General features: G+C 49.8%; 13 protein-coding genes. 6 read left to right on the forward strand and 7 right to left on the reverse strand.

The genetic code is table 11. From position 1 onward, the window contains the following. The first annotated feature begins 302 nt into the window (after positions 1-302). Positions 303-1,058, forward strand: coding sequence for a hypothetical protein (locus BFN10_RS08800; protein WP_071489345.1), 756 nt, complete (start codon positions 303-305; stop codon positions 1,056-1,058). Positions 1,059-1,272: 214 nt separating this feature from the next. Here the strand turns inward: BFN10_RS08800 and BFN10_RS08805 are convergent, their stop codons facing one another. Next, the gene (locus tag BFN10_RS08805) at positions 1,273-1,743 is read right to left on the reverse strand and encodes a hypothetical protein (protein WP_071489521.1); all 471 of its coding nucleotides are present in this window, start codon (positions 1,741-1,743) and stop codon (positions 1,273-1,275) included. Between the two features lie 179 nt (positions 1,744-1,922). After that, positions 1,923-2,318: a DUF6957 family protein gene (locus tag BFN10_RS08810; RefSeq protein ID WP_093125490.1), complete on the reverse strand. Its 396-nt coding sequence runs from the start codon at positions 2,316-2,318 to the stop codon at positions 1,923-1,925. A 183-nt stretch (positions 2,319-2,501) separates the two neighbouring features. Between BFN10_RS08810 and BFN10_RS08815 the strand changes: the two genes are divergently transcribed. Next, positions 2,502-2,993: a transcriptional regulator gene (locus BFN10_RS08815; RefSeq protein ID WP_071489347.1), complete on the forward strand. Its 492-nt coding sequence runs from the start codon at positions 2,502-2,504 to the stop codon at positions 2,991-2,993. A gap of 191 nt (positions 2,994-3,184) precedes the next feature. On the opposite strand, the gene BFN10_RS08820 is transcribed toward BFN10_RS08815, so the two are convergent. The 4 genes from BFN10_RS08820 to BFN10_RS08835 form a co-directional block, all read right to left on the reverse strand. Then, on the reverse strand, positions 3,185-3,916 hold the full coding sequence (locus BFN10_RS08820) for a DUF2971 domain-containing protein (protein WP_071489348.1): 732 nt from the start codon (positions 3,914-3,916) through the stop codon (positions 3,185-3,187). A gap of 82 nt (positions 3,917-3,998) precedes the next feature. Then, complete coding sequence (locus BFN10_RS08825; protein ID WP_071489349.1) at positions 3,999-5,234, reverse strand: hypothetical protein; 1,236 nt, start codon at positions 5,232-5,234, stop codon at positions 3,999-4,001. Between the two features lie 249 nt (positions 5,235-5,483). Next, on the reverse strand, positions 5,484-5,960 hold the full coding sequence (locus BFN10_RS08830) for a hypothetical protein (protein WP_071489350.1): 477 nt from the start codon (positions 5,958-5,960) through the stop codon (positions 5,484-5,486). A gap of 69 nt (positions 5,961-6,029) precedes the next feature. Then, positions 6,030-7,448, reverse strand: a complete 1,419-nt coding sequence (locus tag BFN10_RS08835) for a PDDEXK family nuclease (RefSeq protein WP_130898125.1) — start codon at positions 7,446-7,448, stop codon at positions 6,030-6,032. 201 nt (positions 7,449-7,649) lie between these two features. Here BFN10_RS08835 and BFN10_RS08840 point away from each other — a divergent pair, with 201 nt between their 5' ends. From BFN10_RS08840 to BFN10_RS28715, 3 genes are all read left to right on the forward strand, one after another. After that, positions 7,650-8,942, forward strand: a complete 1,293-nt coding sequence (locus tag BFN10_RS08840) for an RES family NAD+ phosphorylase (protein ID WP_071489352.1) — start codon at positions 7,650-7,652, stop codon at positions 8,940-8,942. Between the two features lie 183 nt (positions 8,943-9,125). Beyond that, positions 9,126-10,526 (forward strand): AAA family ATPase, encoded by a 1,401-nt coding sequence (locus BFN10_RS28710; RefSeq protein WP_083351502.1) that lies wholly within the window; start codon positions 9,126-9,128, stop codon positions 10,524-10,526. Beyond that, entirely contained in the window at positions 10,523-11,224 is a 702-nt protein-coding gene (locus BFN10_RS28715) for a retron system putative HNH endonuclease (RefSeq protein WP_083351501.1), read from the forward strand. The genes BFN10_RS28710 and BFN10_RS28715 overlap by 4 nt, the downstream gene beginning before the upstream one ends. Positions 11,225-11,566: 342 nt before the next feature. Here BFN10_RS28715 and BFN10_RS08850 read toward each other — a convergent pair whose 3' ends face one another. Continuing rightward, positions 11,567-12,034, reverse strand: coding sequence for a helix-turn-helix domain-containing protein (locus tag BFN10_RS08850; RefSeq protein WP_071489354.1), 468 nt, complete (start codon positions 12,032-12,034; stop codon positions 11,567-11,569). Between the two features lie 278 nt (positions 12,035-12,312). Here BFN10_RS08850 and BFN10_RS08855 point away from each other — a divergent pair, with 278 nt between their 5' ends. Beyond that, positions 12,313-12,864: a hypothetical protein gene (locus BFN10_RS08855; protein WP_071489355.1), complete on the forward strand. Its 552-nt coding sequence runs from the start codon at positions 12,313-12,315 to the stop codon at positions 12,862-12,864. The last annotated feature ends 57 nt before the right edge of the window (positions 12,865-12,921 follow it).

Genomic DNA, 12,921 nt, shown 5'->3' on the forward strand with positions numbered 1-12,921 from the left:
GTGACGGCTTGAAAACGATGCTCGGCCATCAACCGCAGATGCTCTAACTCTATCCCCTCGCCCCCCATTCGCTTCGGCCTGATGGTAGACCTTCAGCGCTACCACAGCCTCTGTGTACAAGGGGGGGCGGGCATGAGCACCTTGCTCAAATCTCTTTACGCGGTCTCTTCCTTCCGCCATGGCTAGGCCTGCACGCGGGGAGCGGCCCCCTCTTGCAGACCTGCAGCTGCCTGCCTTAAATTTACCGTCCTTCATGCTGGGCGGGCAGGCTGCAAGCCCCGGACTCTGAGGTTAGGACACGAATGAGCTCCACGATTCAATGGGAAGTCGAGCTTACTAGCGGCATCCCCATGTACTTGCATCAGCTTTCTGGCGAGAACGATAACAACGGCCATTTTTGGGTATGGGGAGGCGTCGACGATTACCTCGACTGCAAAAATGACCATTTCAGCTTCAGCTCCTCGCATTTCGACGATATCGAAGATGACCCTGATGTGGCCTGGCAGGTAGCGCACGAGCTTCTTTCACTGTTCAACGGAGCTATGGCTTTGCTGTGGAAGCAGCGTCACCCTTTCCAGATTGCGCGCCTTTTGCGTGAAGGCCGGAGCGTTAACTACGTCGAAAAGCGCAATCTGCACGGCCTTCTCGGTTCTCTCCCAGCCTCAGCGAAGCGAGGCAGTGATCGGGAAGACAGTGCGATGGTTTTTCGCCTTGTATCGCTTGCTTGCGAGTACCAAGACGCTTACCACTTGGTCAAGCTGTTCGAACAAAAGGATGGTTGGACTACCTACTACAAGATTCTCGAAACGATTGAGTCCTACACGGCCAAGTACGGCTTGACCGTGCCGGTAGACAAGAAGATCCAAAAAAGTTTTGAGCTGACTGCTAACAATTTTTCGATCAGTGGTTTCGGATCGCGGCATGGCTTTAAGCAGCAGGCGAAGGAAATCAAGACCGCTTCGCTGACTATCGAAGAAGGCTATGCGTTCATCAGTGGGTACGCAAAGCGGTATCTGTCTAGGCGGTTCGGCCCTGCACTTCGGGAGAGACCAATCTGAGATAGTGACGTCAGCAAGTTGCTGGCCTTAAAGCTTTTCACCACAGCATGACGTCGCAAAGGGCACCGTTAAACAATGGTAGAGAATTTAATGCAGCCGACTCGGCGTTGGGATATACCGATCACCCGCAATACCCATGAACTCACGCAGGCTAAGCCGTTCGACGTCTAGCCTGAAAGTCGCTTCGACTCAACAGTATGGATGTCGTCCATGGCTACACACCCTCCGACGACGATGTTAAACCGGAGGTCTGAGAGCGGCGTCGGTACAGCTCCTTGACCCCGACCAAGGCATCAACATCAAGGTCACGCTGATGAGTATTGATGTACACATCACCGCTCTCGACCTGAAGAACGCAGATCGGCACCGCTACCTGGTTGAGTCCCATCGACAAAGACGTCAATTGCTCCATCTTCCAGCCCGAACCTTTGTTCATCCAGCCAGGTGTAACGACTTGGACGTCCTGAACAACCATGCTCTCATCCTGAGCAATGAGTAGCTCCACAAGGCGGGGCTCATCGCTGACCATCTCCTCAAAGGCTACAAATCGGCCCTCATGCCGGCGCTTGAGACTGACGTGATACCAATGCGTTGCGAGAGATCGTGAGACGGCGTGAAAGTGAGCTAGGCCATCGCCAAACATTCCAACGGGCCCAGCCTGATCTTGCATGCAAATCCTGAACATCTTGTTTCTCGTGTGAAGCAGGCCCATCAGGCGCACCTGCGGTTGACTTGAAGGGATCATTGTCTTGTCGCAAGCCGTTGCCTTGATGCCTTACCAAGCGCTCCAACGAAACTTATGATTCTGAGCTTCGTCGCATTGAGCTGCTGCGGACACCCTACCCAGCAGGGGCCGGCTGACGATCAGAAAAGGGAAAATATTGCGTCGATGGAAGACGACTTCCGGTGCCCAGGGCCGAGAAGAACGTAAACGGAGTTCCGCGTAGCGAACAGGAAGCCTTCTTTGAAGGTGGTGCCCATACTGGAGCGCACCCAGTTACCGGGTTCGAATCGTCTCTGTTCGTCGTGCACCACCTGGTGGGCAAACAGAAACATTGGCTGGCAGCCTGCGGCGATTACTTTTGCGCGCTCGGTGTCAGTGACTACGGCGTCCAGGATGATCCACTCTTCGACGACGCATAGTGGAAGGTGCTTATAGTGCCTTCTTGCCGCCTGCAGGGCGTCATCAAGGCAAAGCTCCGCGCCCATTAGGCTGACACCAGGATCGCCCAACAGACCGTCTTGAATGGGACTATCCACGTCCATATCTCCACCCTCAGGATTTATCATAAATTGTCAGGCCGTGGTCGCTGTCAGCTCCCCCCTGTTGGCGTCGGGCCTGAAGAGAGGGATTGGAGCCGCCCCGATCTTTACAATAATACCTCATATTGATGTTTATCGGAAACCCAATGGTATGGCTATATCCTGACTTTTGGCAGAGCCATGCATCTCAAAATCGCCTTAGCAGGCACCCTCAGGGCTCTACGCCTGAACAAACGCTTCCGGTATGAGAAGCTTTCGGATGCCAGCGCCAAGTCCAAGATCAGTGCTCTGGAGCGCGGTGAAACCAGCATCACGCTTGAGAAATTCGAAAGCCTGGCTGAAGCACTTGAGATAGATCCGCTCGCCCTTCTGGCCTTGTGCATGTCCGCACGGCTGGGGACGCCATATCCTGACCTCATGAAAAATGCACAAGAGCAGCTTCGAGCGTTTGAAGCTGGTGGGGGCATGGAGCTATTAGCAGAGCAATTTGCCGATGGGGCTTTAGTTCAGCGTACACGCGGAAAACCTCAGAACCCCGCAAGCCTCGACGCCGTTAGGAGGCTTAGAGCAACCGGCATGACACAGGCGCAGATCGCCCAGGAGTTGGGCTTGTCGCCGAGCCTAGTCAATCGTCATTGGAAGCGCATTCTCTCCGAAGACTCGAGTACGTGAAACAGGGCTCTTCCGTTGCGTCCAAGTTGGCATGGCACCGCACACTCATAAGAGGTTTTGATCTGAGTTGAAGCGAGGATAGTCTGTTTAGGCCTCATGCCGGCATCACTGCTGCCGCGATACGGCAGCGCGCTTTACGACCGTCCTTGCTTCAATCCGGATTTGAAGCGGGTCATGCCTATTGTTCTAGTTCAAGTATATCTAGGAGTTCCCAGCATACTTGATACCCTGACCCTATCGCCAAGTCCCGCAGACTCAGCGGCAAGGCGAATAGCTTGAGTGTCGTCAATAGACAGTTCTGGGCCAAGATAAATTCGATCTATAAGCAAGCAAACATCTACGGCCACTTTAATACCAGACTCAGGAACCTTTACGCCAAATTCCTCTGCCAAACGAAGTGATATCATCAGCCTGAATTCTTGCTCCCAGGAAAATGCCTTATGCTTGTACATAAAGCGCTCAAGCACATTAACCCTAAGTCTCTCTTTTAACAGATCGAGATACCGAACATTACCGCTCCAGAGAGTTTCGTCAGCGTAATCCTCCCTCAGTTTGAAGGGCTTAATCGCCTTGGCCAATCTCGCTGGACTTGTTCGAATAGCTACTCCTTTCCATGCTGCAGCATACAACTGCCACATCGCATCACTTTCATATGCAGCTCGATGCCAACAACATATTTTTGTTAGACGACGTAGCTGCTCGAAGGCTCTTTCGCCGCCCTCATTCTGCGGCAAAAACCGGGGATCATGAATTGATCCTGGTGGTAGTACAGCAGTAGCCCCCTCAAAAGGATCTTGAAACTGTCGGGCAGATGCAAAATAAAGACACCCTTGATTTATCATCTCTAAAAAACGATCAGGCCTAAAGTATCGCCACAAGTGTTCGTTCGCATCAATAGACTCATCAAACACAGTTCTCAACATTCACCTCTACCAATTACTTTCGGTTACCATCCCATGTCGGTAATAGAACTTGGCACCACCGAACATCCTCCTCGACCACTCTTTATTCGCCTGACTCCATTTCTTGAAAGGCAGCATGCAACGCTTCCGGATTTTGAAATGCCTTGTTATCAAGAAGACGATGTGCAGATCCGTATTCCAGCTGCTGGATGTTCATGAAGCATACGGGGCCACCTGATAAAAATCTAATAGCTTCCTTATGTGACGGAAGTTGGGGAGTGTCGGAGTTATAGTCTTCGATTGATTGTTCGCGCATTTCCCTCTCCCAGTGATAGGAGTCGTCAGCATCGATGTTCACTCCATGCTGCAGGGTACATCCTACGTCCTCTCTGACATAGGGTTTTTTGCCCTGCGCTGTGAGGCGTTTAGCGAACATGAATATGAGAGGCGAACGGTCGTTGTTGATTTCTGGGATGTGTACAACCAGAGCATCTAAACAAAACTGATATTTGGTTCGAATATCCACGGCATGGATCGTGAGGATATCGTCTTCTGCTAGGCTTACAATTTGTGCATGACCGGAGTTGTGCATATTTACAAAGTCACAACCATACCGGATTTCGCTTCCCTGTATTTGCTCCAGTATAGCGTAAGCCTTTTTTGGATCTTTGATTAGAAAAGTGCTCGGAGCGGTCACATTTTTAAGATTATTAGATTGCAGCACATCAATTAAACGTTCAACCGTCAATCCTTTAATTTTGTTATCCAGCTCGCCGTAGACCGCTTTTGTCAGCCTATAGGCTCGATCTAACTCTGTTCGTCCCTGCCCTTTTAGGTAGGGTTCTCCGATCAAAGGGCCAAAAAAATCATCCAGCTCTGTCAAAAATTTTATTAGGATTCTTGCTACTTCAATTTCCCTCAAAAGCACAGCGCTATGAGTAATGCTATTCCGCCATGCCTCAACCTTTTTTAGAGTCTTGACAAACCGTTCATCCATATGAATGCCGCAGATATCCTTTAGGCGCTCGATAGACTCCTTAAATGTTACGGTATGTAAGCCTTCGTACTCATAGAGCTCTTTAATGATTCCCTCTCGTCGGCTTTTATAAGCTTCTTTGAGTTTTGAAATGTCGGTAAAGAGCAGGATCTCATTTTTTTCTTTGAGAGAGTATTTGAATAAGATTTCAACACCATGTTGGATTGATAGGACTGAGTCTTTTAGTGCTGAGAATCTTTCTGTGTCGCCGGCCTTTTCGGCTAATAATTTCTCATATCTACCCAAGTGGACGTAACCTTTGCGAAGGGAGTCAAGCCCATTGTCTATCAACGAAATCTTCATGTGGCGTTCCTGATTTTCGATATTTTCAAACTACAAGCCTGTACAGCTTGAAGCAAGAAAGCAACCACAGCACGGAGGTGCAGGCGCATCCGGATGCGTTGTGGATGGAAGTCCAATCGGCCAACACTACAGGGGGGCATAGTTAATGACTGCCAGACCCGTGAGGCGCTCCCCAAAATTTTCAATGACTCATTACTCTCATTCAGCGTCTTACAACGGCTGTCTTCCTGACTAACCTGACTTCATCACCTATTGCGAGCTTAGCCAAGCTTCCACTTTTTGCAGCCTGTTCAATTCCGAAAGCTTGGGCTTGCCAAGATTCAGTATTCCAAGCAGCCGCTGCGTAGCCTCAGGGGAAGGGAACCATTCCGCGACTTCTACGTTGCAGTATCTTGAATCGCTCAACGACCATTTCACGATCATGTCTGCAGCAGCTCTGTAGTGGTCAGCCATGAAGAGCTTTTTGTCCACTATGGGCCATCCACGCTTCCTGAGCTGTTCGGTCACGTCAGTGATGCCCGTGTCACCAAAAAACGCATCGGTGTCTGGGTAGTGAATCCCTGCTAGCGACACTTTAGCAACGCCCGAATCTCGGTCGAAGTAAGACAGGAAATGCCAACCACCAGTGATACATCCTGGCTGGGGGAAATTGATTGCGGCCTTGCCAGTTATGTAGTGCCGACGAGAAACGCGTTTTAGGTCAAAATCAAAGAGCGGTTGCGTCATGTAGCATGCCTCTGTGCGCCAGTGCTACCAAAAGCAGTGCCTCGGTAAGCAAGAGCCTGACTGCTCATCTCAGGCGTTTGGTACAGCGGAGGCCCTGATGGCTTCCTCATCCTTGCGGAACCTTATTCCGGCATCCTTAACATAGACGCCGCATTCAATTAGCTCACTCACGTCCTCGTGCTTGCCAAGAAATGATGCTCGAATCCCCTTGAGCAAAACGTGGGCATATCGGGCATCTTCAATCATGGTGTCCATTTCGCCTGATATTGTTATCCCTCGTGAGCTCAAATTCTTCACAGCAGACAGAGTGAAAGGCTGCTGTGGCTCCTCCATTCGATACTGGTGGCGCTGCTTCAGCAGTTCGCTTAACTGATGCGCGTCACTCAACATCTGTTCTGATAGGCCACTGCGGTTACTTTGCCGAGCTGCGACCAGCACATTTGCCTGCATGGATTGAAGCCCAGGCAGGATAAAGTCGCGGAGGATAAAGTAGAACTCCAGCTGCCGGTTCATCGCATCGTCAGCAGGCTTGCGCAGCCGCTTCAGGCGTTCAGCGGACGCGTCAGAATTGTTTGGAATGCACAATGCCTTCTGGCTATCCCTGATGCCCTGTTCAAAAAAATCAGTCATCTGATTGGCTATCAATCCTTGTCGATAATCCTCTCGCAAAAGATCGAGCAGCACATCCAGCTGATTAATCGCAGCAATATCAATCTTCAAACTGGCGTGCTGCACCTGATGCTCCATTGCATTCAGAGTCCTTTCCACAGGAACGATGCAAAATTGCTGAAAAGAATATGAGAAGGCAAAGGTCTCTTTGTCCAGCATCCCTAGGCAACCCTCATAGATCTGAATCAACCGATCATTCAGATCCATATACTCAGTGAGGCCCTCGACAGTCGCTTGGTTCATCTGTGCTGTATCGGCTTGATAGGTAAGGTACTTATGAGTTCCCACGACGGCAGCTACGAAAAAGCAGCTAGCCAACCCGACCCTGAGGAACCAGCCACGAAAAGAAATCTTCGGTTTGTAGTCAGGATAAAATGACTCCTGGAGCGAGGCGTTCTCTTGAATCACAGCTTCAAGCGCCCCCCAGCCCCATACGTCCACTGTTCCCTTTCCAACGATAGCTCGCTCTTCCGTGAGCTCTAAGGCACGATTGGTCAGGTGCTTGTCATGCGGACTGGTGGTAAGGATGAAGAAGTGATCGATCTTGAACGGAAAGTCTTCTGTTTCGAGAACCGCCTGGTTTACCTGAGCCAGGGTCAGATTTTTGCCGAGGTTATCATTTCGTCCCTTGCACTGAACGGCGATGAGAGAACCATTTTTGAGGCGACAATACAGATCCACGCCATGCTGCCGTTGGCCTTCCCGACCGTACTGATCGAACCTGCTTTTAAAGACGCAACTCATCACTGCTAAAGACAGACGCTCGAATTGCTTCCAGTCTGCGGGACGTCGGTAGGTCGAGGCATGTGGTGCGGTCATAACCTTAAAATCAACTCCATTTGTCAGTGCTAATGCTATGAAGCCATGGTGTTGCAACACCTAGTGGCTAAGCAGCCCAAGTCTACACGTGGTCTCCAACGGGCTCCTTGAGGGCAGAGCCTATGGGCCGCAGGTTTCCATCGAGCCGAGCGTCTATGTTGACTTAGAATCACCGTCAACTGAATTGCTGAGCACAGCCACATGGATGAAGACCTGATCTGCCACAAATGCTTGAACGAAGCCTATCTCATTGGGTTGATCAGGCGAACCGGCATGACTGCGGAGTGCTCGTTCTGCCTAATAAAAAGGCGTAAGGCTATCCCATTCGACGCCCTGATCACCATGGTCGACGATGTCCTCCAGAAGTATTGCCATCCTGGAGCGATATACGATCATTACGATGACAATGGGAAACGCTCTGAAACAGAGCAGGCTGGCGACCCCCTTATTTTTCATGTCGCAGAATTACTTGGTTTGGATGAGGACGACCCCGTTGTCGAGCGTGTTCTCTGCGACCTCAACGAAAGCTCCCATTACGACATCATTCAGGGAGGTGAAGCGAGGTACAGCGATGATGAAAACTATGAGTGGAGAGTGATTCGACCAAGAGAAGCAGAAGCTCGATGGCTGAATTTTCAGAACGAAATGAAGCATGGAAATCGATTTTTTAGTCAGCATGCCAAGGATTTTCTGGACTGGCTGTTTCGAGGGCTCTCATCCTTCAAAAGCCCTGATGGCTCGATGTCCGTTATTAGAGAGCTTGTCGACGAACAGATCTTTCGTGCCAGGCGCTGTGATTCCCTTGCAGAATACGACTCTATCATTAGCAAGCCTGCTGCAGAACTAGGCCCTCCACCCAAGGAGGCCGCTGGTGCTGGCCGAATGAACCCTAAAGGCTTGGCTGCATTTTATGGAGCCTTTGATCGAAAAACATGTGTTGCCGAGCTTCGCCCGCCAGTAGGAGGACGAGTCGTTAGCGGCGAATTCAAGCTCACAAGGCCCGTTCGCGTCCTGGATTTCATCGCATTGGATGAAGCCTACGAAGCGAGGCCGTTGAGTGCCTTTGAAGCAAGCTATGAAGAGCAAATGGGTCGGCGCATCTTCCTGAAAACGCTCCACGCAAAAATCACCGTACCAGTGCTTCCGAACCAGGAACACGAATACTTGGCTACCCAAGTCATGGCGGAGTACCTAGCTACGCAGTTCGACCCGCCGCTCGACGGTGTACTGTTCGAATCCGCTCAAGTGCGGAAAGGCACTAACCTGACCCTTTTTAATCATGCGGTGGTGGCTTCACTCGAGCCTCGAACTGCTTTCACGAAACTAGATGATTTGCTCAGCAGCCCCCCATCGCAGACGCCTGCGATTGAGTACGTTCCTGACACGCTGGTCAGGCATAAGGTTTGTCGTGTCAGATTCATAACGGAAGACCTCCAGCGCGAGGATGGTCAGCCAGAGTCCGACGAGTATTATGACGACTGGGATGATTACTAAAGGCTATGTACGCTGACGTAGGTGTTAAAAGATGCGCGGCTGCGGCAGTCGTCGTGGCCGAAGAAAACCTACCGCTAGAGAGCCTTCAGCAGTTTCTCAAGGGTCACCATACAGCATTAAGAACAAGGGAATTAACATGGTAACCACCAAGCCAATCAACCCCCTCCTTAAAGGAGTTGCCAGTTGAAAATCAAGCATATCTCAGTGACTAACTATCGAGGTCTAGAGTGCTTTGATATGAGATTCGAAAAAGACATAACAATTATAGTTGGAGAGAATGGCAGCGGAAAGAGCTCCGTCGTTAGCGCAGTAAAACTATTACTGTGGGCATATGTTAAAAGCTATGGAAAGGATATCAGGCGAGGTGCTGTGCCTACAATTAAGGCGGAGGACGTTCTTTCTAAACATGGCCAACAACTATATCCTTGCTCGGTAAGAGCTGAACCTTGGTTTTCCGAAGATGGTGTTTTTCAGCGAGACTGGGATGACATTGATGAAATACACGACGCCGATGATTTTGATGTAGATGAATTCGCTCTCGATTGGTCTGAGATGTATCAGATAAGCTGCTCTCTAAATAATAGCGGAGGGAAGTGCAAATGGAAAAATGTTTCAATGGTAGCGTATCACGCAGCCTCGAAGAGCATGGATGCGATATGGGCAGACATACAAAAGCTAACCGGTCAAGAAAATGACACACCAAATCTTCCTGTAATTGCATTTTACGGGACGAATAGGCTATGGAAAAAAAATGCCGGTCGGCGTAGTATCCATAGGGAAATCCCTAGACTTGCTGGTTACGATGGAGCAGTCAATGTAACCACTAGCTTTATGGGGTTCAGCTATTTTGTCGGTAATCTTTTTTCTTCCGTATATGCAGGTCTTTTTGACAAGAACTATGCAACCATACTTTGGCTTGGTGTCAGAGATACAGTAAAAAATGTTACCGGCTGGAAATTAATACTGCCCCGTAAAGGTGAAAGCGAATTATATTTCGAGCAGAGTGGTGCAGGGAAGCTTAAACTTTCCCAGCTCGGGGATGGGGCTCGGGGATTGATTCAAATGGTGGGTGATTTGGCTTGCAGGTGCGCATTATTAAACCCCCACTTCGGTGCTAAGGCGGCGGAGAAGACGGATGGAATAGTTCTGATTGACGAGATTGACTTACATCTTCATCCAGCTTGGCAGCAAACAATTCTCAACGATCTTAAGCAAGCTTTCCCATGCATTCAATTTATAGTTACGACTCATAGCCCGCAGGTATTAAGCACGGTACGTCGCGACAATATACGCATCTTGGGACGAGACAGTACAAATCGGGTTGTAGCAGGAAAGCCATATGCGCAAAGTTATGGTGAGCCCGCCGGGGATGTACTCCAGGGAGTGATGCTGGTTGACCCGCTGCCTCCAGTTCCAGAGAGAGTAGAACTGCAGCACCTGACCTCATTAGTGGAACAAGGTTATTATGACAAACCTGAGGCCGTTCTGTTGATGACTAATCTGAGCCAGGTCTTGGGTGAAAAACACCCTCAGTTGCTCCGTCTCCAACGGAGTATTTTTCGTCAGCGGGCTCTTAGTCAATGAGATATATAGCTAAGTCTCAGCAAGGCTATCACCAACTTAAACACATTAATAATCCCCCTCCCGAATCCTCAAAGGAGGCAGGGCGCAGGTGGAGTGGATTCAAAAACAAATCCGCACTCCTTGATGCGTTACTGGAGGAGCAGTTTAAAATATGCTGCTATAGTGAGCTTAGGGCTGAAAATTATGGGTACGGCTATCATGTGGAGCATGTTTTAAATAAAAGCCAATACCCAAGGCTTACATTTGAATACGCAAATCTTGCAGCAAGCGCACTTAGTAGCAGTGATCTTTGCTCAATAAGCAACGCCTGTAGTAGAGCTGCATTTGGCGGGCATGCAATAGGCAAGTCACAAACCGTGGACAAGAAGCTTTTTATCACTCCGCACAAGCCAGGCTGTGAAAGATTTTTTTACTACTTGTCCAATGGCGAGGTAGTTCCTGCTATAGGGTTAAATACGCTTGACTCTGCTCGGGCAAAATACACTATCGAATGCCTAAACCTGAACAGCCAGTTTCTAGTTCGAGAACGCAAATCTTGGTGGAACGAACTAAACGATTTAATTATTGATGCGCTTCCGGATGGCTATGCAATCCAAAGGCTAGCCGACCTATATATTGGAAAATCTAGCGGAGCTATTTACTCATTCTACAGCATGAGCCTTCAAATGTTCGGGAAAGTTGGCAAAGGCGTGAAATGATCTAGTTGCAACGCAAATCAAATATAGAGAAATCACAACGCATCTCAAGGGGGGGTAAGATGTTTTAAGTTTTTAAATCACCACCCTCCTGGGGCTTAAGACTTTGATTTGTGCATTAGCTTCAGCTTTAAACTGTCGTCGACGCCCTGATGCCTTTGTAGATTAACCCCCTCATTAAAATAGCTATTTCTTCGACCTGGTTTTTTCTACAACCTTTGCTGCCGCCATACTTAAAGCGGGTCATGACACAATTGTATGCTCGCCTATTTTAGGTGTATGGCTGGGCAACTAGATAGCGACTTCTGGCTAGCCTGAATCGTCGATATCTGGCGAACTGCAGGCTCAGGTATTCCAGTATTTCTGGACGGTGCTCCTGGCAAGCCCGAGCCTTTCCGCAATTGTTTTCTTGTCGAGACCTTGTGCCTTCAGGGCCCGGACACTTTCAGCATTCAACGGCTGCTTGGGTTTTCCTTGGGAACGCTTAATCAGCTTACCGCCACTGAATTGCTCCTCGACCAACTGCCACCCACCTGTCGCCTCAAACTCTCGGACTCTCAAGGCCGTGCGCTGCAATACATTCGATGGAGGCTCATTCCCCTGAGCCGCTAAGGCTAACGTGACCATGGTTAGGAGGTCGAGCCCAAGGTACTCAGCGATCTCGTCGAGCTTTTCGAGCGTCGGATTCGCTCGTGCTTGCTCAAGCATTCCAACGTAAGTCCTGTGGGTTGCCCCTGCCAGTTCGTCGTAGCTCAAGCCTTGATGAGCACGTGCTCCACGCAACGCCGCCGCTAGCGCCTCTTTCAGTTGCATGAGCAGGATCCTCAAAACTGAGGATAGAGCCACGACGGGCACGTTTCGATAAACAGATCATAATGATATTATCGTGACATATCGGTAGCTAGGCGGCTGCTTGATCACGACGGCGCGATATTCGGCATAGCATCGCAAGGGACATCTCAAGGACGCCACGCTCGTCTGATGCGTCATTGAGTCATCGCTTATGAACCGCACAAGCCCGCTTGCGTTCAGCATCGATCAGTGTCTAGCCATGACTGGGATAATTTTTGTGAAGGCAGGGATAGGTAGTAATGAAGTTTGATTGCGTGAAATTTTCAGGAAAGGTTGACTACGTTCGATCTGTAAACCCCATAAGCGGTGGTCATAAAATCAAGATCAGCTTGGATGGCGCGGTGATTCCGAATCTCCAGGTCTCCAACAAGCTCTATGAAGAGCTAGAAGCAGGTGAAACTGCGACCCTCTATGGAATTTTCAACAGGAGTAAGAAAAAAGAGAAAAATCATGGAGTGCTCTACGGCCTGACCCAGCGCGGTGAGAAAATATTTGATACCAGTCAGCGGTTCAAAGTACCTGTCGCTCTTGCAGGATTTGCAGTCATCGCGTTTTGCCTGATGTTCGTAATTGGGTGGGTTCCGTCTTTGTTCGCTCTGGGACTCCTGTTTGGGCCTAACCCAGACGTGTTCTCCAACGCCACTGTGCTTGCGCTAGTGGAAGGCAGCTTGGCTGCGCTGTTTTTTCTTTGGCGCTCTCAGGTGATGCTCAGTGCAACGGCGAATCCAGAGGTTTGGGAAAGCATCGACCCTGCGACACTTTCGAGTCGCTTCAGTAAATTTCATAAGTAGCCAACCTGGCGGTACGCTGGGGTACCTGCAACATCGTGCCCCACTCGCTAGAAAGCG

The sequence above is a fragment of the Pseudomonas extremorientalis genome (genome assembly GCF_001870465.1).
Lineage (GTDB): Bacteria > Pseudomonadota > Gammaproteobacteria > Pseudomonadales > Pseudomonadaceae > Aquipseudomonas > Aquipseudomonas extremorientalis.